Here is a 24,417-nt window from a genome sequence, read left to right as displayed (position 1 = left end):
AATCAGGCGTGCGACCGGAGCGGCACTGGGTTAATCGTCGAGGCGCTCTTCTAGCTGGCGCACTTCGTAGGTGAGCTTGTCGAGGAACTGCATGCGCCGCATCAGGCGTTCGGCCTGTTCGCGTTGCGCGGCATCGTTCCAGCAGGCTGCGAAGCTATCGTTCAGTGTTTGCTGGGCGTCTTTCAAGCGCCGCTTGAATACCGCGACACCGGCCAGGTCGGCGCTGTCCTGCAGGTCCTCGAGCTCTTCGCGCCACTGCATCTGCTGCAAAAGAAACTCGGGATCGTGGACCGTGACCTCCAGCGGCAACTCATGGCCGCTGATGGCGAGCAGGTAACGCGCGCGCTTGGCAGGACTCTTGAGCGTCTGGTAAGCCTCGTTGAGGTTCGCCGACTGCTCGAGCGCCCGCCGCTGCTCCGCCTCGGAGGCATCGGCAAAGCGGTCGGGATGGACGCCACGGGCCAATTCAAGATAACGCGCGGACAACTGCTCGAGATCCAGCTGGAACGCAGGCTGCATCTGGAACAACGCAAAATGACAAGGAGTACCCACAAGCCGCCTCAGATGTTGAAGCTTTCGCCGCAGCCACATTCACCGCGCACGTTGGGGTTGTTGAACTTGAAGCCTTCGTTCAACCCTTCCTTGACGAAATCCAGTTCGGTGCCGTCCAGGTACGTCAGGCTTTTCGGGTCGATGATCACTTTCTGACCATGACTTTCGAATACCTGATCGTCTTCGCCCACTTCGTCGACGAACTCCAGTACATAGGCGAGACCAGAACAGCCCGTGGTGCGAACACCCAGGCGGATACCCTCGCCCTTGCCGCGCCCCGCGAGTGAGCGCTGGATATGGTTAGCTGCCGCTTCTGTCATCTGGATAGCCATGGAAAACTCCTTACCGTAACGCGGATCAGATCAAGCCTTTCTTCTGCTTGTAATCGCGAACGGCGGCCTTGATGGCGTCTTCGGCGAGTACCGAGCAGTGGATCTTCACTGGCGGCAGGGCCAGTTCTTCGGCCAGCTGGGTGTTCTTGATGGTTTCGGCTTCATCAAGGGTCTTGCCCTTCATCCACTCGGTGGCCAGGGAGCTGGACGCGATGGCCGAGCCGCAGCCGTAGGTCTTGAACTTGGCATCTTCGATGATGCCTTGCTCGTTGACCTTGATCTGCAGACGCATCACGTCGCCGCACGCCGGCGCGCCGACCATGCCGGTGCCGACATCAGGATCCTGCGCGTCCATCTTGCCGACGTTGCGCGGGTTCTCGTAGTGGTCGATGACCTTTTCGCTATATGCCATTTGCTTCAATCCTCATCAGTGAGTCGCTCTGGTGGCGACTTCTTCAGTGCGCCGCCCACTCGATTTTCGAAATGTCGACGCCGTCTTTGTACATGTCCCACAGCGGCGACAGAGCGCGCAGCTTGGTAACGGCCTCGCAGACTTTCTGCGCGGCGTAATCGATTTCTTCTTCGGTGGTGAAACGGCCGAAGGTAAAGCGAATGGAGCTGTGGGCCAGTTCGTCGTTGCGGCCCAGGGCGCGCAGTACGTACGAAGGCTCCAGGGACGCCGAGGTGCACGCCGAACCGGACGACACGGCCAGATCCTTGAGCGCCATGATCAGCGACTCGCCTTCAACGTAGTTGAAGCTCAGGTTCAGGTTGTGCGGTACGCGGGCGGTCAGGCTGCCGTTGACATAGAGTTCTTCGAGGTGCTCGACCTGCTTGAAGAAGCGGTCGCTCAGGGCCTTGATGCGTACGTTCTCGGCGGCCATGTCTTCCTTGGCGACGCGGAAGGCTTCGCCCATGCCGACGATCTGGTGGGTCGCCAGGGTACCGGAACGCATGCCACGCTCGTGACCGCCGCCGTGCATGGTCGCTTCGAGGCGAACACGCGGCTTGCGGCTGACGTACAGGGCGCCGATGCCTTTAGGGCCGTAGGTCTTGTGGGCCGAGAACGACATCAGGTCGACTTTCAGCTTGGACAGGTCGATGTCGACCTTGCCGGTGGACTGGGCCGCGTCGACGTGGAACAGGACGCCTTTGGAGCGGGTCAGTTCGCCGATGGCCGCGATGTCGTTGACGGTGCCGATTTCGTTGTTCACGTGCATGATCGAGACCAGGATGGTGTCGTCGCGCAGGGCGGCTTCGACCATGGCCGGGGTGATGATGCCGTCTTCGCCGGGCTCGATGTAGGTGACTTCGAAGCCTTCACGCTCCAGTTGGCGCATGGTGTCCAGGACAGCCTTGTGCTCGATCTTGGAGGTGATCAGGTGCTTGCCCTTGGTGTGGTAGAAATGCGCGACACCCTTGATTGCCAGGTTGTCGGATTCGGTGGCACCGGAGGTCCAGACGATTTCACGCGGGTCGGCGTTGACCAGGTCGGCGACCTGGCGACGGGCGTTTTCGACCGACTCTTCGGCCTTCCAGCCAAACACGTGGGAACGGGACGCCGGGTTACCGAAGTTTCCGTCGACCAGCAGGCATTCACTCATTTTTTGCGCAACACGCGGATCAACCGGGGTGGTCGCAGAGTAATCAAGGTAAATCGGCAATTTCATGGACTCTCTCCTAAATCAGGCTGGCTGGCGTTCCGCTTGCTCTGCGGCGGTCATTCGACGGCGGACGCTTCAATCTTGTCCAGGTGCGGCGCCTTGCTGTTGCAACGGCGCTGGTCCTGACGCTGGGCTACTTCTTGCACCTCACGGCGAGTTACAAGGTCAGCCAAGCTGATACCGCTCAGAAATTCGTGGATCTGCAGGCTGAGGTCGCACCACAAGTGGTGGGTCAGGCAAGTATCGCCGCCATGGCAATCGCCAAGGCCCTGGCATTTGGTCGCATCGACCGATTCGTTCACTGCATCGATCACCTGGGCGACCTGGATGCCTTGCATGTCCCGCGACAGCTGATAGCCGCCGCCGGGGCCGCGAACACTGGACACCAGGTTGCTGCGGCGCAGCTTGGCGAACAGCTGCTCAAGATAAGACAGGGAAATGCCCTGGCGCTCGGAGATATCGGCCAGGGACACCGGCCCGTGCTGCGCATGCAATGCCAGATCGAGCATTGCGGTCACGGCGTATCGGCCTTTTGTAGTCAGTCGCATGGACAATTACCACGGAGTTCGGAATGGGGGCGAGTATGCAATTCCCGAGTATTTAAGTCAAGTATAAGACCTAGTACTTTACTCAGGTTTACCCGCGAAAGAGCGCGCGCATGATAGCAAAGGCTGGTCGGCGGCGACCAGTGATACCGCGTTGTTGTTTATCGCGAGCAAGCTCGCTCCCACATTGGATCACGGGTGCTGATGCGATCCCTGTGGGAGCGAGCTTGCTCGCGATGAGGCCAGCAGGGTTTCAGCCAGCCTGGCTCTGATCCTTGTCCTTCACACACGCAAAGTCTTCCTCGCGCAGTTCAGGCAGGTCCTTGGCACAGTAATTACTGCCCAGGTCCTTCAGGGCCCCGCACATCCCCTCCAGGCGCCCATCGACGGCCTGCAGGTGATCGAGCAACTGATTGATAGCCCGGGCGACCGGGTCGGGCATGTCTTCGCCGACACCGTAGGCGTCGAAGCCGATCTTCTCGGCCATGGCCTTGCGGCGAGCATCCTGCTCCTCATCGGACTTGACGATGATCCGCCCCGGAATCCCCACCACGGTCGCACCCGGCGGCACGGCCTTGGTCACCACGGCGTTGGAGCCGACTTTCGCCCCCGCCCCTACCGTGAACGGTCCCAGCACCTTGGCGCCGGCACCGACCACAACGCCGTCTTCCAGGGTTGGGTGACGCTTGCCTTTGTTCCAGCTGGTGCCACCGAGGGTCACACCCTGGTACAGGGTCACGTCGTCGCCGATCTCGGCAGTTTCGCCGATGACGATGCCCATGCCGTGGTCGATGAAGAACCGACGGCCGACCTTGGCGCCCGGGTGGATCTCGATCCCGGTCAGCCAGCGGCCGAAGTTCGAGACCAGCCTCGCCAGCCACTTCCAGCCCATGTTCCACAAGGCGCCGGACAGGCGGTGGATCCAGATCGCGTGCATGCCCGGGTAGCAAGTCAGCACTTCAAAGGCGTTGCGCGCCGCTGGGTCGCGATGGAAAACGCTTTGGATATCTTCACGCAAACGTTCGAACATTTTATTTCTTCCGCTTAATCAGCTCGCCACGGGCCGCCTTCTGGGTTTCCGTGAGGATGCCGCGCAATATATTCATCTCCGCCCGGCTGACCGAGCTTCGTCCGTACAACCGACGCAGGCGCGCCATCAAGTGCCGCGGCTTTTCCGGGTCGAGGAACTCGATGTCCACCAGGGTCTGCTCCAGGTGCTCATAGAATCGTTCCAACTCGTCCATGGTCGCCAGTGTCTCACTGCGCGGCGACGTGACCTCGGTTTTTTCGACTTTGCTGGGCTTGCCTTCGGCCGCCAGCCAAGCCATGCGCACTTCATAACTCAACACCTGCACCGCCGCCCCCAGGTTCAAGGAGCTGAACTCGGGGTCGGAAGGGATATGCACGTGAAAGTGACATCGCTGCAGCTCGTCGTTGGTCAGGCCGGAGTCTTCACGGCCGAACACCAGGGCGATTTCAAAGCCTTGCGCAGCCTCCTCGACCACTTTGGTGCCGCATTCGCGGGGGTCGAGCAGCGGCCAGGGAATACGCCGGTCGCGAGCGCTGGTGCCGAGCACCAGGTTGCAACCCACCAGGGCATCTTCGAGGGTGGCGACGACTTGCGCGCTGGCCAGGATGTCACCGGCACCGGAGGCCCGGGCGTCGGCTTCGTGATGGGGAAACAAGCGCGGCTCGACCAGCACCAGGCGCGACAGGCCCATGTTCTTCATGGCCCGCGCAGCTCCGCCGATGTTACCCGGATGGCTGGTATTGACCAGGACGACACGAATGTTCTGCAACAAGGGAGGCGCTCTCGAACACGATAAAGGGAGCAAATCTTACATAAGCACCTACCGTTAAGCTATGAAAGCGAACACCAACCTTCTCCTCGGAAAACTTTCTGATAGAATGCGCGGCTTTCTTTAACAACCTTAGGTGACACATCCATGCAGCCCATGCTGAATATCGCGCTGCGCGCCGCCCGCAGCGCCAGTGAACTGATCTTCCGCTCCATCGAGCGCCTGGATACCATCAAGGTCGATGAAAAAGACGCCAAGGACTACGTGTCCGAGGTTGATCGCGCCGCCGAGCAAAAGATCGTCGACGCTCTGCGCAAGGCTTACCCGAACCACTCCATCCTCGGTGAAGAGACCGGCATGCACGCCGGTACTGGCATCGAAGGCGAAGAGTACCTGTGGATCATTGATCCGCTGGACGGCACCACCAACTTCCTGCGCGGCATTCCTCACTTCGCTGTCAGCATCGCCTGCAAATACCGTGGCCGCCTGGAACACGCTGTCGTGCTGGACCCGGTTCGCCAGGAAGAATTCACCGCCAGCCGTGGCCGTGGCGCCCAACTGAACGGCCGTCGCCTGCGCGTCAGCGGCCGCACCAGCCTGGACGGCGCCCTGCTGGGTACCGGCTTCCCGTTCCGTGATGACCAGATGGACAACCTGGACAACTACCTGGGCATGTTCCGCGCCCTGGTCGGCCAGACCGCCGGCATCCGCCGCGCCGGCGCTGCGAGCCTGGACCTGGCTTACGTGGCTGCGGGTCGTTTCGATGCGTTCTGGGAGTCGGGCCTGTCCGAGTGGGACATGGCAGCGGGCGCCCTGCTGATCCAGGAAGCCGGTGGCTTGGTGAGCGACTTCACCGGCGGCCACGACTTCCTTGAAAAAGGCCACATCGTTGCCGGCAACACCAAATGCTTCAAGGCTGTGCTGACTGCTATCCAGCCGCACCTGCCGGCTTCGTTGAAGCGTTAAGCCGCTCGGCTACAGAAAAAGCACCTTTCGGGGTGCTTTTTTTATGCCTGCTGGAATCTGCCCTCATGTAGGCAAGCACCTCCCTTTGTGGCGAGCAAGCTCGCTCCCACAGGGGTTGAGGGATGCCCGAAAGCCGGGCACAAAAAAAGCACCCCGAAGGGTGCTTTTTTCATAACGGCTGGATCACTGGGCGGGTTCGTTCTGCCCCAGGATCAGTTGGCCTTCCTTGCTCACCGGGATCTGGTTGCCCGGGTCGCGGTCCATGCGGACTTTGCCTTCTTTGCCGTCGAGCATGTAGCGAACGTCGTAACCTACAACCTTGTCGCTGATGTCATTGACCGTGTTGCAGCGCGTCTGGGTGGTGGTGTAAGTGTCGCGTTCCTGCATGCCTTCCTGAATCTTGTTACCGGCATAACCACCACCGGCCGCACCCGCCACGGTGGCGATTTTCTTGCCGGTGCCGCCGCCGATCTGGTTACCCAGCAGGCCACCGGCTACAGCGCCCAGCACGGTGCCGGCGATCTGGTGTTGGTCCTGGACCGGCTTCTGCCGAGTCACGGTGACGTCCTTGCACACTTCACGCGGGGTCTTGATTTGGGTCTTGACCGGTTCCACGGCCAGTACTTGCGCATACTCAGGGCCACTCTTTACCAAGCTGTAGGTCGCGACCGCACCACCGGCAGTCACACCGACAGCACCCAATACCGCACCAACCAGCATCGATTTGTTCACTTGAACCTCCAGGCCATCACAAGCGGATTAATCCGCGCTTCTCCCAGCCTTGGAGCACAAAAAAAGGCGCGAGTTCAACTCGCGCCTTTTCAGCGGTGACGGGCGGAGCGACGAGCCTTATGGGCGGTCGTCCACTTCCGTTTCGGTGGCCGCTGGAGGAATCAGGTCCTCGGTGCTCAGGTTCAGCCAGATCAGCACCACGTTGGCGATGTAGATCGACGAGTAGGTACCCGCCAATACACCGACAAACAGCGCGATGGAGAAACCGAACAGGTTGTCGCCACCAAAGATCAGCAGCGCCGCGATCGCCAGCAAGGTGGAGATCGACGTCGCCATGGTCCGCAGCAGCGTCTGGGTGGTCGAGATGTTGATGTTCTCGATCAAGGACGCCTTGCGCAGCACACGGAAGTTCTCACGCACCCGGTCGAACACCACGATGGTGTCGTTGAGGGAGTAACCGATGATCGCCAGTACCGCCGCCAGCACCGTCAGGTCGAAGGTGATCTGGAAGAACGACAGGATGCCCACGGTCACGATCACGTCGTGGATCAGCGAGACAATCGCCCCCACCGCGAACTTCCACTGAAAGCGGAAGGCCAGGTAGAGCAGGATGCCGCCCAGCGCCATCAGCATGCCGAGGCCGCCCTGGTCGCGCAGCTCCTCACCCACCTGCGGGCCGACGAACTCGACGCGCTTGACCTGGGCCGGGTTATCGCCGCCCGCCTTCTGCAAGGCCTCGGCCACCTGGTGGCCCAGCTGCGGGTCTTCACCCGGCATGCGCACCAACAGGTCCGTGGTCGCACCGAAGCTCTGCACGATGGCATCGCTATAGCCCGACGTCGCCAGTTGCTCACGCACCTTGGTGACATCGGCCGGACGCTCGTAGGTCAGCTCGATGAGCGTACCGCCGGTGAAGTCCAGGCCGTAGTTCAGCCCCTTGGTGGCCCAGCTGAACAACGCCAGTACGGTGAGGAACAATGTGACGCCGAACGCAACGTTGCGAACGCCCATGAAGTTGATTGTACGTAACATGGCAGCCCCTTAAATCCACAACTTCTTGAAGTCACGACCGCCAAAGATCAGGTTGACCATTGCGCGGGTCACCATGATGGCTGTGAACATCGAGGTAAAGATCCCGAGGGACATGGTCACTGCGAAGCCCTTGACCGGGCCGGTGCCCATGGCGAAGAGAATCCCGCCCACCAGCAACGTGGTGAGGTTGGCGTCGAGGATCGCGGTGAATGCCCGGCCGAAGCCTTCGTTGATCGCACGTTGAATCGTCATGCCTGCGGCGATCTCTTCACGTATCCGCGAGAAGATCAGCACGTTGGCGTCCACCGCCATACCCATGGTCAAGACGATACCGGCAATACCCGGCAGGGTCAGCGTAGCCCCTAGCAGCGACATCAGCGCCAGCAGCATCACCATGTTCACCGCCAGCGCGACGGTGGCGATGATGCCGAAGAAGCGGTAGATGGCGATGATGAACAGCGAGACGAACAGCATGCCCCACAGGGATGCATCGATACCCTTGGTGATGTTGTCGGCACCCAGGCTCGGGCCGATGGTGCGCTCTTCAGCGAAGTACATCGGCGCGGCCAGGCCACCGGCACGCAGCAGCAGGGCCAGTTCCGAGGATTCACCCTGGCCGTTCAGGCCGGTGATGCGGAACTGGCTGCCCAGTGGCGACTGGATGGTCGCCAGGCTGATGATCTTCTTTTCTTCCTTGAAGGTCTGCACCGCGACGTCTTTCTCGACCCCGTCGACCACTTGCTTGGTGTAGGTGGTGGTCGGCTTCTGCTCGATGAAGATCACCGCCATGCTGCGACCGACGTTGCTGCGCGTGGCGCGGCTCATCAGTTCGCCACCGTGGCCGTCGAGGCGAATGTTCACCTGCGGACGACCCTGCTCGTCGAAGCCCGCCTGGGCGTCGGTCACCTGGTCACCGGTGATGATCAGGCCACGCTCGATCTGCGCCGCCGGACGACCGCCCTCACGGAACTCGAAGCTCTCGGAAGTGGCCTTGGACGCACCCGGCTCAGCGGCCAGGCGGAATTCCAGGTTGGCGGTCTTGCCGAGGATACGCTTGGCTTCGGCGGTGTCCTGCACGCCCGGCAGCTCAACCACGATGCGGTTGGCGCCCTGGCGCTGCACGATCGGCTCGGCCACACCCAGTTCGTTGACGCGGTTACGCACCGTGGTCAAGTTCTGCTTGATGGAGTACTCGCGGATTTCCGCCAGCTTGGCCGGGGTCATCGCCAGACGCAGCACCGCCTGACCGTTGAGGTCGGCCGGCACAATGTCGAAATCGTTGAAGTTCTTGCGGATCAGCGCACGGGCCTGCTCGCGGGTATCTTCATCGCTGAAGCCCAGCTGGATGGCACCGTCGAGCTGCGGCAGGCTGCGATAGCGCAGGCGCTCTTTACGCAGCAAGCTCTTGACGTCGCCTTCGTAGACTTTCATCCGCGCGTCGAGGGCTTTTTCCATGTCCACTTCCAGCAGGAAGTGCACACCGCCGGACAAGTCCAGGCCCAGCTTCATCGGGTGCGCGCCAAGCTTGCGCAACCATTGCGGCGTAGTCTGCGCCAGGTTCAGGGCTACGACGTAATCGTCGCCCATGGCCTTGCGCACCACGTCCTTGGCCGGCAGCTGGTCTTCCGCCTTGGTCAGGCGCAACAGGCCGCCCTTGCCGTTTTCGGCGATGGACGCAGCCTTGACCTCGATATTGGCCGCCTTGAGCGCAGCGCTCGCACGGTCCAGATCGGCCTGGGTGACCTGCAGCGCAGTGCTTGCGCCACTGACCTGAATGGCCGGGTCATCCGGGTATAGATTGGGAGCGGAATAAATCAGACCGACCGCCAGCACCGCCAGGATCAGTACATATTTCCACAGAGGGTATTTGTTCAGCATCACGCCGCCCGCTTATGACGCGGGGCGCCTTGCGCGCCCCGTCGATTGAATAGAAGTTTGAAACTTTAGATCGCTTTCAGCGTGCCTTTTGGCAGCGTGGCCGCGATGGCGCCCTTCTGGAACTTCATTTCAACAGTGTCGGACACTTCCAGTACCACGAAGTCATCAGCCACTTTGGTGATCTTGCCAGCGATACCGCCGGTAGTGACCACTTCATCGCCCTTCTGCAAGCTGCTCAGCAGGTTCTTCTGCTCTTTGGCGCGCTTGGCCTGTGGACGCCAGATCATCAGGTAGAAGATGACCAGGAAGCCGACCAGGAAAATCCACTCGAAACCGCCACCCATAGGGCCGGCAGCAGCAGGTGCAGCGGCATCAGCCATGGCGTTAGAGATAAAAAAGCTCATTTAGCACTCCAGTTGCAAGTATTGAATCTAGGGATCGGAAAACTCAGTCCAAAGGCGGAACAGGCAACCCGCGCTTGGCATAGAAGGCCTCGACAAAGGCGGCCAATGTACCCTGTTGGATAGCCTCGCGCAAACCAGCCATAAGCACCTGATAATGGCGCAAATTGTGGATGGTATTGAGCATACTCCCGAGCATTTCGCCGCACTTGTCCAAATGATGCAGATAAGCGCGGGAGAAGTTCTGGCACGTATAGCAATCGCACGTCGGATCCAGCGGCGAATCATCATGGCGATGGAACGCGTTACGGATCTTCAGCACACCGGTGTCGATGAACAGATGCCCATTGCGGGCATTACGGGTTGGCATCACGCAATCGAACATGTCCACCCCGCGGCGCACACCCTCAACCAGATCTTCCGGTTTGCCAACGCCCATAAGGTAACGAGGTTTGTCAGCGGGCATTTCGCCCGGCAGGTAATCGAGCACCTTGATCATCTCGTGCTTCGGCTCACCCACCGACAAACCGCCAATCGCCAGGCCGTCGAAGCCGATCTTGTCCAGGCCTTCGAGGGAACGCATGCGCAGGTCGCGGTGCATGCCGCCCTGGACGATGCCGAACAACGCCGCAGTATTTTCGCCATGGGCATTCTTCGAACGCTGGGCCCAGCGCAACGACAGCTCCATGGACACCCGCGCCACGTCTTCATCGGCCGGGTACGGCGTGCATTCGTCGAAGATCATCACGATGTCCGATCCCAGGTCGCGCTGCACCTGCATCGACTCTTCCGGGCCCATGAACACCTTGGAACCGTCCACAGGAGAGGCGAAGGTCACGCCCTCCTCCTTGATCTTGCGCATCGCGCCCAGGCTGAACACCTGGAAACCGCCGGAGTCGGTCAGGATCGGGCCTTTCCACTGCATGAAATCGTGCAGGTCGCCGTGGGCCTTGATCACTTCCATGCCCGGGCGCAGCCACAGGTGGAAGGTATTACCCAGGATGATTTCCGCGCCAATCGCCTCGATGTCCCGTGGCAGCATGCCCTTGACCGTGCCGTAGGTGCCCACCGGCATGAACGCCGGGGTTTCCACGGTTCCGCGGGGGAAGGTCAGACGACCGCGACGAGCCTTGCCATCGGTGGCGAGCAACTCGAAGGACATGCGACAGGTGCGACTCATACTGTTTCCTCGGGTCCGCGTGGCGCGGGGTTACGGGTGATGAACATCGCATCACCGTAGCTGAAAAAGCGGTATCCGTGCTCGACGGCGGCCTTGTAGGCGGCCATGGCTTCGGGATAACCGGCGAACGCCGAAACCAGCATCAACAGCGTGGACTCGGGCAAATGAAAGTTGGTGACCAGGGCATCGACCACATGGAACGGCCGGCCCGGGTAGATAAAGATATCGGTGTCGCCGCTGAACGGCTTGAGCACACCATCGCGAGCAGCGCTTTCCAGGGACCGCACACTGGTGGTCCCCACCGCCACCACCCGCCCACCGCGAGCGCGACAGGCCGCCACGGCATCGACCACTTCCTGGCTCACTTCCAGCCATTCGTTGTGCATGTGGTGGTCTTCGATACGCTCGACCCGCACCGGCTGGAACGTGCCAGCGCCCACGTGCAGCGTCACGAACGCGGTCTCCACGCCCTTGGCGGCAATCGCCTCCAGCAACGGCTGGTCGAAATGCAACCCCGCCGTCGGCGCCGCCACCGCCCCCAGGCGCTCGGCGTACACGGTCTGATAACGCTCGCGGTCCGAACCTTCGTCCGGGCGGTCTATATAAGGAGGCAACGGCATGTGCCCGACACGGTCGAGCAGCGGTAACACCTCTTCGGCAAACTCCAGCTCGAACAACGCATCATGCCGCGCCACCATCACCGCCTCACCGCCACCGTCGATGAGGATCGACGAACCCGGCTTGGGCGACTTGCTGGAGCGCACATGGGCCAGCACACGATGGCTGTCCAACACCCGCTCCACCAGAATCTCCAGCTTGCCGCCGGAGGCCTTCTGGCCAAACAACCGCGCCGGAATCACCCGGGTATTGTTGAACACCATCAAATCGCCCGGGCGCAAATGCTCAAGCAAATCAGTGAATTGACGGTGAGCCATGGCACCGCTGACCCCATCCAGGGTCAACAGTCGACTGGCGCGACGCTCGGCCAGAGGGTGGCGAGCGATCAGCGAATCCGGGAGTTCGAAGGTAAAGTCAGCAACACGCATGATGGGGTTCGTCTAGCAGGGCCGGAAAGTCTAGCGGAAATATCAAAAATTCACCATGAAACGTGATTGACCAACGGTAGGCACCTCTCTATACTTCGCCGCCATTGAGCCCTGATGGCGGAATTGGTAGACGCGGCGGATTCAAAATCCGTTTTCGAAAGGAGTGGGAGTTCGAGTCTCCCTCGGGGCACCATCTTAAAGAAAGACCTTGAAATTCAAGGTCTTTTTTTTCGTCTGCAGAAAAGTCACCCGATCCATTTGTGGCGAGGGAATTTATCCCCGCTGGGTCGCGAAGCGGCCCCAACGACCAAACCTCTGGCAAGGAAGAATCTGTGGCTAATAGGAACCTGTGGCAAGGGAGCTTGCTCCCGCTTGAGCGCAAAGCGCTCACAAAAATGACACAGCCCCCACCGATGCTCCGCCTTGCGACGCCCAGTTGATCCACCGCCCCTCCTCACCCGCTGACAAAGGATTTCACCCCATGGAATTGCTGCTGGAAACGGTCGCTCTTTACTCGCTGAAGCTGGCTTATGAGACGGAGGGGCATAGTCCGATTTTGCGGGATGATCCGTTGATGGGCGGGTGTGATCGGGAGGTTTTTGGGTTGTTGGTGCGGCGAGGGGATGTGGCTGGGATTCAAAGTGAGATGGGGCGGTGCCTGGATCTGGCGTTGGGGGCCGTTGGAGGCCCCGATACGGTACTAGGCACCGAACTGCAGCGGCTGACTGCAGAGCTCCATACTGCACAAACAACCGAACAGCTTCAGGTACCGCTCAGCGCACTTAAGAACTATCTGAAAGATATTCTATGAAGGAGTGATCGTCCCCACGCTCCGAGTGGAAATGCATTCAGTGACGCTCCACATCGCAGTTAGTAAGCAAACACTTATAATCCATCCAAGCCGATTTATCCATTCACAAAAGTCAGCACTTACAATAAAGAGCCCCCCATGAACAAAGAAGACACGGTGAAGTGGCTGGACTACCTCGATCGAAAAATCAAAGCAACCCGCTATAAACTCCGAGCATTAGTTTATTCGGATAACAGTTTAGAGACTATAAACCACTTCCAACTAAATGGATTTGAGCTAACTCTATCACCTCTACCATTAGAGACTTCGACAAGAGGAGACATAGAAGGACTATCTCCAGCCTTTGAATGTCAAGTAATCTCAAGCGCAGACTCGCACAGAGGAGGTAATAATTTTGACATTCATGAATGCCTAGATCGCGTCATGCCCCTCCTTGGATTCAAATATCGCCTCTCAACAAGTTACTCTCAGTGGGAAGAGTATGAAGGTCAATGGCTCGAGGTAAACAGCTTTGGCGGCTATGTTACCTTCCAAAACATCCATAAAGAATTACGCCGCCCGGATATTCAAAAAATTGTTGAGGCCTACGAGCTTACCTCAACACGAACAGACAAACGATCAAAGAAATCCGCCACCATTAGAAAACGACTTAAAGAAGCGCTTGAGCTTGAAGACGTATCCAAAAGATTCAGTTTCCTATCGTATTACAATATAATCGAAATAATTTCAGATGACATGGCATCTTCCAAATCCATCCCATCTTCTAACCCAGTGGCTATCGACATATCAAGACATTCGCTGAGTACAAAAGGAAGCCAGCGCACAAAAATATATTTCTTGCTACACGCAATCATTAACGACTTCGACTTGAACGACTCAATCGCTCTTGCAGATGTACGCAATGACTTGGCACATGGCGAGCTCACCGTATCCCAAGAACAGCTTGAATTGTGCAAAAAAATCGCCTATTGGAGCTCTGACAACTTTGCACTGGAGGTCGCACGGTAATCACACAGCATATCAATATGAAGGGGTGATCCGCCGCGACAGTGGATCGTTCCTACGCTCCGCGTCGCTTGCGGGATTGTGCTCGCCTCCAGTTACGGGCTCTCTCCATGGTCATTTTCTCATGAGTACCGAGCTCAGCAGCCACGGTAATACGAGGCGGCGAGATAGTAAGCGTGAACTGGGATTGTGGCTAGTGTGGGTGGCGTTGGATAGCTGTGGTTGGGGCTCGCTAGTGCTATCGATTCGGGATGCAAGGAGCGAAAGGGGGACAGATCTATTTCAGTCAGCTAGGAAAAATAGATTCGCCCCCTTTCTTCCCTCCCCTTTCTTCCCGAGTCCGGCGGAGTGATCGATCAGTTCCTAACCGCGCTCCGCAAAGCAACGAGGATCTGTAACGATAACTTCCACGACGAAGACGAACTCGTCGTCTGTCTGCGCGCCTACTCGGACGCAAGAATTTCATCCACAGGTCTTCTACGGAACCACGGAATGACTAAATAATTGAAGGACTCAAATTGATGTCAATTTCGATAAAGGATTTTTTCCACCCTTACGTAAAGTTTCTCCACGGCGCTGCCTACAACCTGCACCAGATCCTGGAAGGCCTTGGCGTCGTATCATCGACCTTCACCGGGCGTAACGACGCCGGGCAAATCATCGGAACTTACTGGTCGCCCGATGAAGCCATGGTGATCACGCTGGGCTATCTGATGATGCTGTCACTGCTGCTGATTCCCTTGCTGGCAGCAACGGCCTTTACCGTGAGCAAAAAGCGAGGCGTGTTCATCTTCTTCGCGCTCCTGTTCCTGCCCGGTGTGTTGAACTGCCTGGGCCTTTTCCCAACCATCAATTACCTGCCCATCCGCTACACCATCAATGGCGTTGGAAAGCTGGGCAGCGAAGTCGGGCTGATTCCCCTGTTGATGCTTTGCGCCCTCACCGGATGGGGTGTCATGGTCCTTATTTATGACAACCTCAACCTCACCGAACGCTTCCGACAGCTCTACGATCACTTCTGGTTTCCGCTGGCATTGGTCGCAGCGGTGTTCTTCGTGGCGGACAACGGCGCCAATGAAGACGCCGCATTGCTGAAGGAAGCGACAGCGAGCATCCAGGACGCCAGCGCGTTCCTGTTGGGCCAGATCAGGCGCTACGATGATTACTGTAAGACCAATGGCCTGGGTAACCTGAAGTCGTGCCAGTGGAGCAGCGATTCACAGTGGACCTTTACTCACATCAAGGAAGGTGAAGCCAGCTACTTCATAGATTACGCACCGGACGACTCCAAAGGGTTCTACGCCGCGAATAGAAGAACCCTAAGCGATGAGGACGTGATCGCCATTCGCACAGAGATCAACGACTACAACCAACGGTTGTGCCCCGTGAAGCACTTCTCCAGTGGCATGTCGCGCTCATCGCCACTCTCCAGCACCTGCGAGTACGTCCCCCGTGGCTATTGCTCGGTCAATCCTGATGGCCCGCCGGGACTTGTAGACAAAAACATCAGCAGCCACACCGTAGCCTTGGCCAGCGAATGCATCATTCCCTGGCTCGCCGGTGCCAAGCCTTCCCTGAAGCAGTTGTCGGCGCTAGTCAGCCAACATGACAAAGCCAAGAATCAGCGTTGGCTGTATTTCCTTGCTGTCGCTGTGGCGGTCGGAGCGAAGGTGGCCTTGGCGACTACCAAGTTGTGTTTGATTGATGCACGGCCTGGGGCTGATAGGCGTCGTGTTCTTAGGGGTGCACGGCATCGCTTGGGTCAGTGCCTCCGTGTGATGAAGCGCCTGCTGGGTGGTTTCGGTCAATTTGCATGGTTCGCTGCGACACGCGCATCCAAGTTGCTTAAACGGGGGTAGCACGAGGAGACTAACTCTAGCGATAGACGTACCGAGCGCCGGCCGTTTACGCCAGACCAATCTAGGTAACGAAGGAGACGGACCAGCTCAGCTATAGAAAGTAAATCCGTCCCCTTTTTTCCCCTCGATCCCTTCCTCGATTCAAAAACACTCTAAAAATGAGAGCAATTCTCATAAAACGGTAGACATACACCCGCAGACCAAATTTCGAAACACGCTTTTTTCCGTAGTGACCTCATCCGCCTTCAGGCCCCGATGCTCGCACCTGCTATCCCTTTACGGCAGAAGACCATCAGGTTATTGTCGAGACATAGCAAAACGCCATATTTCTGCTATTTCTATAGGAAGTCGAGCATTCGTAAAATAAGGCGTTCTCTTAAAAATCAAAAACCTAGTAACTAGAGGCAATCGAAAGTTTATGGAAAAACTTGATTTTAGTCGTTTCCTTTCTGTTGCTAAGTCTGATCTTGAATCATGCTTGGATGTCATAGAGCATACCGAAAAGATAGGCGGTATTGCCGCAAATATGCGTGTGCATCATATGCGCTTTGATGGAAATGGCAGACCGGCGATTAAGCCTTTAGCTGAAGCACTCTATCAATACATTATTGAGTATTGTATTTCTTGTAAAAATAGACCAGAACAGCTAAATACCAGACAGGCAGCTAAGCTGACTAAAGAGGCTAGAGAGCTTTTCAGGCATCCGCCAAACTCTCCAAAAAGTCCTGACATAAGCGGCGAAGCGGGTGAAGCTCTGCTCTTTTTCTTGAGTGAGGCCATTCTCGAAGCCCCCCAAGTTGTTGCAAAAATGGAACTTAAGACAAACCGCAAAGATGAGGTCAAAGGCTCCGATGGCATTCATATAAAATGGTGCACAGAAGACGACATGATCGATTTTTACTTTGGCGAATCGAAGATGTATCAGGACGTAAACCGTGCAGTAAGTGCAGCACTTGATAGCGTAGACGGTTTTCACGATGGAAAAATGTACAAACACGAATTCAACATGGTCACCAAACACTTCAAATACGCTGACGAAAATATTCGCACCGCTGTAATGGACTTAATTAAATTTGGCGAACCTGGTCCTGGCGTGAGAATAAATCATGCATGCTTGATAGGATATGACTGGGCTGAATATAACATTGATCCCGCTGCGAGTTTAAAGAGGAACGTACAAGATTTTCGCGCACGACTCTTACAGGACAGCAATCGACTTTCACAAATACTTAACAACAAATTTCCAAGTTTGAAAAGAAACACCTGAGATTCGAAGTATTTTTTATACCCTTCCCTTCAGTCCAAGAGTTTCGCGACGCATTTAATGAGGCGCTCAATTAATGGATTTTTTTGATAAGGAATTCTCTATACCTTTAACAAAACTATACCGCGGGAGCATTTTAAAACTTTTCTCTTCCAACAAAGAACATAACGACATACTTTCTGAGACTGAGTGCAATCGTTTAATCGGATTAGCCTCAGCATTATCCATTTCTGAAAGTAGCGATGAAATAAATATTTCATATGAGATCATAACAAGGCTTTTAGAAAACCACTCTGAGGATTTACCGAAAATCAATGGAGCAGCTGATCTAATTTTTTCCCGAATAGGCAATTTTCCAGGCAGAACACTTTTAAGATCACGTTATACAGGCGGAGACAGTCCCGACATTCCTTTTACTCTCTCCCTGGAGCGACTTGCTAGAGAAGCCGAGAACTCCGTAAGCAATGACACCCTACTAACAAATTTTCAATATAAACTTTTCACATCTTTGTCTGGAGAACGCTCTTTAAGTGTCTCTGCGCCAACCTCAGCAGGAAAATCCTTCGTTTTAAACATGGACTTAATGAGAAGACTTACATCTCAAACAGATAAATGCATAATTTATATAGTTCCCACTCGGGCCTTAATATCCGAAGTGACGTCCAGAGTTCGCGCTACGGTCCGCCATCAAGGTTTGAATGACGTAATCATTAGATCAGCTCCATTTCCGCTTGAAAGCCACCTCAAGTCCAAAAGCGTGGTTTATGTGTTAACGCAAGAACGATTACTGAGTTTATTGAAGCCTGAGAATGAAGTAAATAGGATAGATTCAATATTCGTGGACGAGGCTCACGAGATCCACAAAGGTAAAAGAGGAATAGTGCTACAAAACGCTGTAGATTTAACCCTAAAAAAATACCCATCTGCCTCAGTCTTTTTTGCGAGCCCATTAATTAAGAATCCTGGGTATTTTTTGCATTTATTTAACAGACTAGATAATGGATATTTTTTCACAGAGCAAATCTCCCCCGTATCTCAAAACATAATTCTAGTCTCTAAGATAGAGAGACAAACTAAATTTGCCAATTTCAAATTGCATACCCGGTTTGGCATTATTGACGTTGGAAACTATGATCTTGGCATTTCGTTTAGGCCTCCAATTTTCCAACGAAGAGCTGCGTTCGCCAAGCTCATCACAAAACAAAACGAGTCCACCATTATATTTTCGAATGGACCCGCTGAAGCCGAAGATCTAGCTAGATTCCTAGCTAAAACTCTCGAACCACAAGACATCTGTGAGGATGTCAAAGACTTTATTACATTCATAAAAAATGAAATACACGAGGAGCATCCGCTAGTAGTGACCCTTCCCAAGGGAGTCGCTTTCCACTATGGCGATTTACCTTCAATTGTTAGGTCAGGTGTAGAGTCATTATTTAAATCCGGGGAAATAAAATATATATGTAGCACTAGTACTCTATTACAAGGAGTGAACCTTCCAGCAAAGCATATCGTCATTGAGAACCCTAAAAGCGGGGCGTCACCGATGCATCGCCCAGACTTTTTAAACCTAGCAGGACGAGCTGGACGCCTACTTAAAGAGTTTCATGGGAATGTATGGTGTCTGACGCCTGAGTCATGGGAAGAACCGTCTTATACAGGTGACGGGCTACAGGAAATCCAATCGTCAATGTCAAAAATCATGGAGGACGGAGGAACCTTAATCCAAAGCTTGATAAATGGTAAAGTTGAAGGCGAAAATCAAAAAGAGCTTGCCGAAGCCGGTCTCGGACGGCTTTTCCATGAAAGCCAACAAAGTACCATTGAAGACATTACAAAAAAATACGAGTCCAATTTAAATTCCGACGATTTAGCGCGAACACTAGAAATAATTGATTCTCTTGACATTAGCCTTCCGACGCAAATCTTGGACACCCACAGGGTGTTGAGACCAGACCATCTTCAAAACTTATACAACCGTTTCATGGAAGAGATCGATATAAACCAACTCACTCTAATCTCACCTTATGAAACTGGTGGGAAATCACGTATGGAAAAAGCTATTGAGCTTATTTGCGAAGCATTCGACTGGAAACTAACTGAACTGCAACGCCTCTGGTATGGAGGATTAGCTCACAAGTGGGTTACAGGCGTCCCGATCAGCAAACTCATTCGCGAACGGATTGTTAGGTTGCGCAAAGACGACCCGATGGCGAAAGCCCCTCCAATAATTAGATCTATTTTGTCTGTTATTGAAAAGAAAATTCGATTTAGCCTTGTCAAATACTTTAGCGCCTACGAGGACTTACTACGTCAAGCAATGATCGACAGACACCACATGGAAAAGACAATAAAAATTGCTCCGTACCACACATTTTTAGAGTTCGGCTCCTGTGATAAAGTGAATCTGAGTTTAATGGCTTTAGGATTCTCTAGATTTACCGCACTGCGGCTTAAAGAGAGGCTCAACTGGGCTGACTCTTCCGAGCCTGAGGACTATCTTGAAGTTTTGATGAGACATGACATCTCAAAATTGGGGCTTCCAAAGATGTGCCAGTACGAGATCGAAGATATCTTAGGATTAAAGCCGAGTTAACTAACACCAGAGCCCAAATGGGTAGCTAAAAGGGGAGGAATTATTCCACGCAAAAAATAGCCCCCCTTTCTTTTGGAACCATTCAAAAGGACGAATCAGAAATGAAAATAGACATGAGGATTACGCACTGGGCGGCATTATTTCTTGTAGCGTTAGGTTGCGTTATTTTATTAGTATTCTTAGCAAAATCTCATATCGACGGGTTTAGCATATCCTTCGACAGCCCTACAAACTATGCTGTCAGTGGTCAATTTGGAGACTTCTTTGGTGGCGTAGCGGGAACTTTTTTTGCGCTATCAGGAACACTACTTATCTATCTAAACTTCAATACTCAACGAAAACAAAACGAACTGACAAGTTTTGAATCATCTTTTTTTGAAATGCTCCGACTCCATCGCGACAACATAAGCGAACTAAAATACACCAAACACAAACATCAGAAAGACTACACTTACGAAAACAGGCAAGTTTTTCGAGAAATATCTAAAGAATTCATTCAATGCTACCGAGAAGTAAAAAAATTTTCGAACTCCAAGAAAGTCGAAGATTACGTTCTGCCAGCCCACCAGGTGAAATTTAACTCCATTGCCAATAAAGCCGGAATTAAAATCGATGCTATAGAACTAGCCATTATTGACCTCGCCTACATGGTAGTATTTTTTGGCCTTGGGGAGGAAGGCGAACAGCTTATCAAGCAAGCAGCCAGAGCAAAATACAATCCAAAATATTATTTCAGACTGCTTCACTACATCAAACTAAAACCTAAAGGAAGCCACCCAAACTGGAGTAAATGGGGGGCCCTCAAAAATCTTCAGGAGAAAGACCTTCATGAAACTCTCGATATTTTGTATTCAAGCCGAAAAGACCTGACCAAACTCAGCACTGAAAATGCCACGGCAAAGCTATTCTTGGGTTTAGGGAAATACGAAAAATACTATGGCGGCCATCAGCTCCGTCTTGGTCATTATTTCAGACACCTTTATCAATCATATAAATTCTTGGACTCAAGTGACTTTCTTAACGACGCGCAAAAACGACATTATGGAAAGATGCTCCGTGCTCAGCTTTCGACATACGAACAAGCGCTCCTATTCATTAATAGCCTCTCATGGCAAGGAATGAGATGGGGAATACGGGCAGAGATCATTCGCCCTCAGAACAGTGGGAATGAGAACAATAAAAAGAGCGACTATATCGCGCGGTATGAGCTTATTAAAAATCTGCCAGGCGCTCATATGTCTGGCATACGCTATAGACGTTATTACCCATCCATAATTTTTGAGACGGATGAGATCGCGCTAGATGATAATGTTTAATGTTCTAGTTTCTAGAGTGAAGTTCTCGCTGAGCTTCAGTGAAAGCTAAAAGGGAAAGATTATTTGTATCGGAGCATAAAGGGCCTGCCCAAGCAGAACCCTTTATATATCTAGAGTGGCAGATTTTATTCTGCCTCCCTACGCTACCTCACCTCAACAATATCCAACGCCCGATTCGCCAACAATTCACTCACCTCAATCACCTGCAAAATCCCCAACGCAACCCGCCGTCGCGAACCATCCAAATCAAACGCCAAATCACTGATCATGGCATTCGCCGAAGCCAGGTTCTCACTGAGATTCGCAAGCAAACACTCAGAATCAACCCCCGGATCAATCCGAAAAATGGAGTCCGACTTGTCAAACGTTTCGCCCTTAGGCTTGGGCTTCAGGTAGTAATCCAACGCCCGAGTGGCAGCGTCGTCAATTTTCTTGTTGCGAGCAAATTGGGCGCGGGACGTGGGTTCGTCTGCCGCAGGAGGATTTGGAGTAACTTTTACCATCGTCTTGCTTCCTGTAGTAGGAGCCATCACCCACTCGCTGCTAAACGATGGGAGGCAGCTGTACGCAGGTTAGCAGACCGGGGAAACAAGAAACCGGCGCGTCCGAGGACGCCCTGCGCACAGCCACCATCAAGTGCAGGATGGGGAATCCTGACTGGATGACGCCTTGCACAACCTGTTTCACCACGAGCTGCTAAACCCGATCACTGACCATCAGTGACAGGTCCAAAACTACCGACGCAACCCCAGGCGCACAAGCCGGCGGATTCTGGCGTAGTTGTAGGCAAAGGCGCAAGGCGCTGTGGCTTGGCGAGCCTTCGTCGCTGGTGTCTGTCGGTCTTTACTGACAGACGCCGCTCGACTGGTCCGGGCAGGTGCTCGATGCCGTTCAGTTGAGGTCGTCGGAAGATCTGTGGCGAGGCGGTCATTGGAGGGGACTGCTTTGCAGTCCAGCGGGAGCAAGCTCCCTCGCCACGGTGGTTTGCTTCCTGAATTGCGTTGTGAGTGGAGCCACTAGGCGCCCTCGCCCTTCTCTGGCGATTCATCGCTGTGCACCACCACCAGCAACTGCGCCTGGACATCCCCCACCGAACGCAGCCGATGGGGTTTCTGCGCATTGAAATGCAGGGCATCCCCACGGTTCAACAGCACGCGCTCGTTCATGAAGTCCACTTCCACCTGCCCCTCATGCACGAACAGAAACTCCTCTCCCGTGTGTTCCTTGAACGCGTGATGGGCCGTGAATTCGCTCGCCGGATAGAGGATGAAGGGCAGCAGGCTGCGCTCGGATACTTGGTGGGCCAGTACCGCGTATTCGGAGCTGCCGCCGCTCGCTGCGAGGGATTGGCGGTCTTCGCTGCGCACCAGGCTGTAGCTGTCGAGGGAGATGGTTTCTTCGGAGAACAGCTCCTCGACTTTCACGCTCAGGGCCTTGGCGAGCTTGAGCGCCGTGGCAATGGAGGGCGTGCTCAGGCCTCGCTCCACCTTGGACAGGTAGCTCTTGGTCATCCCGGTTTTTTCGGCCAGGACGTCCAGTGTCATGCCGAGTTTTTTCCTGAGCAATTTCAAGCGAATGGACATAGGTAACCAACATTTCCAGAGAAACGGACAATCTGCGATTGCAAATGACACTTTGTGTCATATAGTCTATTTAGTGTCATTAGCACCTTCCTTTCACAGCTTCCATGACGCGGATCAAGAACGGTCAAAGAACGAATCAGGAGAACGGGTATGAGCAAGACACTGGCGACGCCCAAGGACCAGTTGGTCCAGCATGCTGTTAACCAGATGCAGAAAACACTGCCGGATAATACGTGGACTGTACGACAAAAGCTGGCCCTGACCTGCCGCATCCTGTTCGAGAACGGCCACGACTCAGGGCTGGCGGGGCAGATTACCGCGCGCGGGCCGCAACCGGGCACCTATTACACCCAGCAACTGGGCCTGGGCTTCGATGAAATCACCGCCGGCAACCTGCTGCTGGTCAATGAAGACCTCGAGGTGCTGGAGGGCCATGGCATGCCCAACCCGGCCAACCGCTTTCACACTTGGGTCTACCGCGCCCGGGCGGATGTGAATTGCATCATCCACACCCACCCGACCCACATCGCCGCGCTGTCGATGCTGGAAGTGCCGCTGCAGATTTCCCACATGGACCTCTGCCCGCTGTACGAAGACTGTGCCTTCCTGGAGGGCTGGCCGGGTGTGCCGGTGGGCAACGAGGAAGGCGAATTGATCGCCGGTGCCCTGGGTGACAAGCGCGCCATCCTGCTTTCCCACCACGGCCAGTTGTCCACCGGTGCCACCGTGGAAGAAGCCTGCAACATCGCCCAACTGATCGAACGCGCCGCGAAGCTGCAATTGCTGGCCATGGCCGCCGGCGAGGTGAAACCGATCCTGCCTCACTTGGGCCGCGAAGCCCACGACTGGATCGCCCGCCCCAAGCGCCACGCGGCCGCCTTCAACTACTACGCCCGGCAGACCTTGCGTCAACACGCCGATTGCTTGAACTGAACCCACCAGGAGCGAAGCCATGTCTACCCCCAATATCCACGGCATCATCGGCTATACCATCACGCCCTTCTTCACCGACGGCCAGGGCTTGGACCTGGACGCACTGGGCCGGTCCATCGACCGTCTGATCGACAGCGGCGTGCATGCCATCGCGCCCCTGGGCAGCACCGGCGAAGGCGCCTACCTGAGCGACGCCGAGTGGAACCAGGTCAGCGAGTTCAGCATCGCCCGCGTCGCCGGCCGGGTGCCGACCGTGGTCAGCGTGTCTGACTTGACCACCGCCAAGGCGGTACGCCGCGCACGTTTTGCCCAGGCGAAGGGCGCCGATGTGGTGATGGTGTTGCCGGCCTCGTACTGGAAACTGAGCGAGGCGGAAATCCTCGCGCACTACCAGGCCATCGGCACCAGCATCGACCTGCCCATCATGCTCTACAACAACCTCGCCACCAGCGGCATCGACATGTCGGTGGAGCTGATCCTGCGGATTTTCAACACGGTGGATAACGTCACCATGGTCAAGGAAAGCACTGGCGACATTCAGCGCATGCACAAGCTGCAGTTGCTGGGCGAAGGCCAGGTGCCGTTCTACAACGGTTGCAACCCGCTGGCGCTGGAAGCCTTCGCCGCCGGGGCCAAGGGCTGGTGCACTGCCGCGCCGAACCTGATCCCGCAGCTCAACCTCGACCTGTACGCCGCTGTCCTGGCCAACGACCTGAACCAGGCCCGGGCGTTGTTCTATCGTCAATTGCCGCTGCTGGATTTCATCCTCAAGGGCGGTTTACCCGCCACCATCAAGGCCGGTTTGCGCACTCTTGGCCTGGAGGTTGGCGATCCGCGCCTTCCGGTTTTTCCATTGGATGAGGCGCGTAACCAGCAACTGCAGACGATGTTGAAGCAACTGCTCTGATTCAGAGTTCTAATCT

Annotated in this window: 24 protein-coding genes and 1 tRNA gene; 10 read left to right on the top strand and 15 right to left on the bottom strand. The window is 55.3% G+C overall.

Annotated elements, in window-relative coordinates; translation table 11 throughout:
* Nucleotides 1-30: 30 nt before the first annotated feature.
* The 7 genes from hscB to trmJ form a co-directional block, all read right to left on the bottom strand.
* Nucleotides 31-552: a co-chaperone HscB gene (gene hscB, locus BT125_RS15020; RefSeq protein ID WP_072408084.1), complete on the bottom strand. Its 522-nt coding sequence runs from the start codon at nt 550-552 to the stop codon at nt 31-33.
* 8 nt (nt 553-560) lie between these two features.
* A complete protein-coding gene (gene iscA, locus BT125_RS15015) occupies nt 561-884 on the bottom strand; it encodes an iron-sulfur cluster assembly protein IscA (RefSeq protein WP_003185155.1) in 324 nt (107 codons plus the stop codon).
* Nucleotides 885-909: 25 nt separating this feature from the next.
* Nucleotides 910-1,296 (bottom strand): Fe-S cluster assembly scaffold IscU, encoded by a 387-nt coding sequence (gene iscU, locus BT125_RS15010; RefSeq protein WP_003185157.1) that lies wholly within the window; start codon nt 1,294-1,296, stop codon nt 910-912.
* Between the two features lie 43 nt (nt 1,297-1,339).
* Complete coding sequence (locus tag BT125_RS15005) at nt 1,340-2,554, bottom strand: IscS subfamily cysteine desulfurase (RefSeq protein WP_072408082.1); 1,215 nt, start codon at nt 2,552-2,554, stop codon at nt 1,340-1,342.
* 50 nt (nt 2,555-2,604) lie between these two features.
* Nucleotides 2,605-3,096: a Fe-S cluster assembly transcriptional regulator IscR gene (gene iscR / locus BT125_RS15000; RefSeq protein ID WP_003185160.1), complete on the bottom strand. Its 492-nt coding sequence runs from the start codon at nt 3,094-3,096 to the stop codon at nt 2,605-2,607.
* Nucleotides 3,097-3,346: 250 nt separating this feature from the next.
* On the bottom strand, nt 3,347-4,123 hold the full coding sequence (gene cysE / locus BT125_RS14995) for a serine O-acetyltransferase (RefSeq protein WP_060739095.1): 777 nt from the start codon (nt 4,121-4,123) through the stop codon (nt 3,347-3,349).
* A gap of 1 nt (nt 4,124) precedes the next feature.
* Nucleotides 4,125-4,895: a tRNA (cytosine(32)/uridine(32)-2'-O)-methyltransferase TrmJ gene (gene trmJ / locus BT125_RS14990; protein WP_072408080.1), complete on the bottom strand. Its 771-nt coding sequence runs from the start codon at nt 4,893-4,895 to the stop codon at nt 4,125-4,127.
* Between the two features lie 144 nt (nt 4,896-5,039).
* Between trmJ and suhB the strand changes: the two genes are divergently transcribed.
* On the top strand, nt 5,040-5,858 hold the full coding sequence (gene suhB / locus BT125_RS14985) for a type III secretion system regulator SuhB (RefSeq protein ID WP_003185165.1): 819 nt from the start codon (nt 5,040-5,042) through the stop codon (nt 5,856-5,858).
* A gap of 183 nt (nt 5,859-6,041) precedes the next feature.
* Here the strand turns inward: suhB and BT125_RS14980 are convergent, their stop codons facing one another.
* The 6 genes from BT125_RS14980 to queA form a co-directional block, all read right to left on the bottom strand.
* Nucleotides 6,042-6,590: a glycine zipper 2TM domain-containing protein gene (locus BT125_RS14980; protein WP_014336691.1), complete on the bottom strand. Its 549-nt coding sequence runs from the start codon at nt 6,588-6,590 to the stop codon at nt 6,042-6,044.
* A 117-nt stretch (nt 6,591-6,707) separates the two neighbouring features.
* Nucleotides 6,708-7,622 carry a protein translocase subunit SecF gene (gene secF / locus BT125_RS14975; RefSeq protein ID WP_072349309.1) on the bottom strand — a complete coding sequence of 305 codons (915 nt, stop codon included), beginning with the start codon at nt 7,620-7,622 and terminating at the stop codon, nt 6,708-6,710.
* Between the two features lie 9 nt (nt 7,623-7,631).
* Nucleotides 7,632-9,500: a protein translocase subunit SecD gene (gene secD, locus BT125_RS14970; RefSeq protein WP_072408078.1), complete on the bottom strand. Its 1,869-nt coding sequence runs from the start codon at nt 9,498-9,500 to the stop codon at nt 7,632-7,634.
* Between the two features lie 65 nt (nt 9,501-9,565).
* Nucleotides 9,566-9,904: a preprotein translocase subunit YajC gene (yajC, locus tag BT125_RS14965; RefSeq protein WP_007916913.1), complete on the bottom strand. Its 339-nt coding sequence runs from the start codon at nt 9,902-9,904 to the stop codon at nt 9,566-9,568.
* A gap of 43 nt (nt 9,905-9,947) precedes the next feature.
* Complete coding sequence (gene tgt / locus BT125_RS14960) at nt 9,948-11,063, bottom strand: tRNA guanosine(34) transglycosylase Tgt (RefSeq protein ID WP_161951757.1); 1,116 nt, start codon at nt 11,061-11,063, stop codon at nt 9,948-9,950.
* 14 nt (nt 11,064-11,077) lie between these two features.
* The gene (gene queA / locus BT125_RS14955) at nt 11,078-12,127 is read right to left on the bottom strand and encodes a tRNA preQ1(34) S-adenosylmethionine ribosyltransferase-isomerase QueA (protein WP_025211994.1); all 1,050 of its coding nucleotides are present in this window, start codon (nt 12,125-12,127) and stop codon (nt 11,078-11,080) included.
* A gap of 108 nt (nt 12,128-12,235) precedes the next feature.
* Here queA and BT125_RS14950 point away from each other — a divergent pair.
* The 7 genes from BT125_RS14950 (at nt 12,236) to BT125_RS14920 (ending at nt 20,978) form a co-directional block, all read left to right on the top strand.
* Nucleotides 12,236-12,320 (top strand) — tRNA-Leu (locus BT125_RS14950).
* A gap of 288 nt (nt 12,321-12,608) precedes the next feature.
* Complete coding sequence (locus BT125_RS14945; RefSeq protein ID WP_072408076.1) at nt 12,609-12,938, top strand: hypothetical protein; 330 nt, start codon at nt 12,609-12,611, stop codon at nt 12,936-12,938.
* Nucleotides 12,939-13,076: 138 nt separating this feature from the next.
* On the top strand, nt 13,077-13,946 hold the full coding sequence (locus tag BT125_RS14940) for a hypothetical protein (protein WP_139271739.1): 870 nt from the start codon (nt 13,077-13,079) through the stop codon (nt 13,944-13,946).
* Between the two features lie 518 nt (nt 13,947-14,464).
* Nucleotides 14,465-15,802 carry a hypothetical protein gene (locus BT125_RS14935; protein ID WP_072408072.1) on the top strand — a complete coding sequence of 446 codons (1,338 nt, stop codon included), beginning with the start codon at nt 14,465-14,467 and terminating at the stop codon, nt 15,800-15,802.
* A gap of 418 nt (nt 15,803-16,220) precedes the next feature.
* Nucleotides 16,221-17,069 carry a HamA C-terminal domain-containing protein gene (locus tag BT125_RS14930; protein WP_218190271.1) on the top strand — a complete coding sequence of 283 codons (849 nt, stop codon included), beginning with the start codon at nt 16,221-16,223 and terminating at the stop codon, nt 17,067-17,069.
* A 73-nt stretch (nt 17,070-17,142) separates the two neighbouring features.
* Nucleotides 17,143-19,662 (top strand): DEAD/DEAH box helicase, encoded by a 2,520-nt coding sequence (locus tag BT125_RS14925; protein ID WP_072408070.1) that lies wholly within the window; start codon nt 17,143-17,145, stop codon nt 19,660-19,662.
* Nucleotides 19,663-19,763: 101 nt separating this feature from the next.
* Nucleotides 19,764-20,978: a putative phage abortive infection protein gene (locus tag BT125_RS14920; RefSeq protein ID WP_072408068.1), complete on the top strand. Its 1,215-nt coding sequence runs from the start codon at nt 19,764-19,766 to the stop codon at nt 20,976-20,978.
* Nucleotides 20,979-21,121: 143 nt separating this feature from the next.
* Here the strand turns inward: BT125_RS14920 and BT125_RS14915 are convergent, their stop codons facing one another.
* Both BT125_RS14915 and BT125_RS14910 read right to left on the bottom strand, forming a co-directional pair.
* A complete protein-coding gene (locus BT125_RS14915; protein WP_072408065.1) occupies nt 21,122-21,481 on the bottom strand; it encodes a DUF6124 family protein in 360 nt (119 codons plus the stop codon).
* A 513-nt stretch (nt 21,482-21,994) separates the two neighbouring features.
* Complete coding sequence (locus BT125_RS14910) at nt 21,995-22,561, bottom strand: helix-turn-helix domain-containing protein (protein WP_072408063.1); 567 nt, start codon at nt 22,559-22,561, stop codon at nt 21,995-21,997.
* Nucleotides 22,562-22,711: 150 nt separating this feature from the next.
* Between BT125_RS14910 and BT125_RS14905 the strand changes: the two genes are divergently transcribed.
* Together BT125_RS14905 and BT125_RS14900 are read left to right on the top strand one after the other, a co-directional pair.
* Nucleotides 22,712-23,494: an aldolase gene (locus tag BT125_RS14905; protein ID WP_072408061.1), complete on the top strand. Its 783-nt coding sequence runs from the start codon at nt 22,712-22,714 to the stop codon at nt 23,492-23,494.
* A gap of 19 nt (nt 23,495-23,513) precedes the next feature.
* The gene (locus BT125_RS14900; RefSeq protein WP_072408059.1) at nt 23,514-24,401 is read left to right on the top strand and encodes a dihydrodipicolinate synthase family protein; all 888 of its coding nucleotides are present in this window, start codon (nt 23,514-23,516) and stop codon (nt 24,399-24,401) included.
* Nucleotides 24,402-24,417: the final 16 nt, after the last annotated feature.

This window comes from Pseudomonas sp. NFACC04-2, from assembly GCF_900119265.1.
GTDB lineage: Bacteria > Pseudomonadota > Gammaproteobacteria > Pseudomonadales > Pseudomonadaceae > Aquipseudomonas > Aquipseudomonas fluorescens_AA.
Note: the sequence above shows the minus strand (reverse complement) of the source record. Positions and strands in the feature narration are given on the sequence as shown.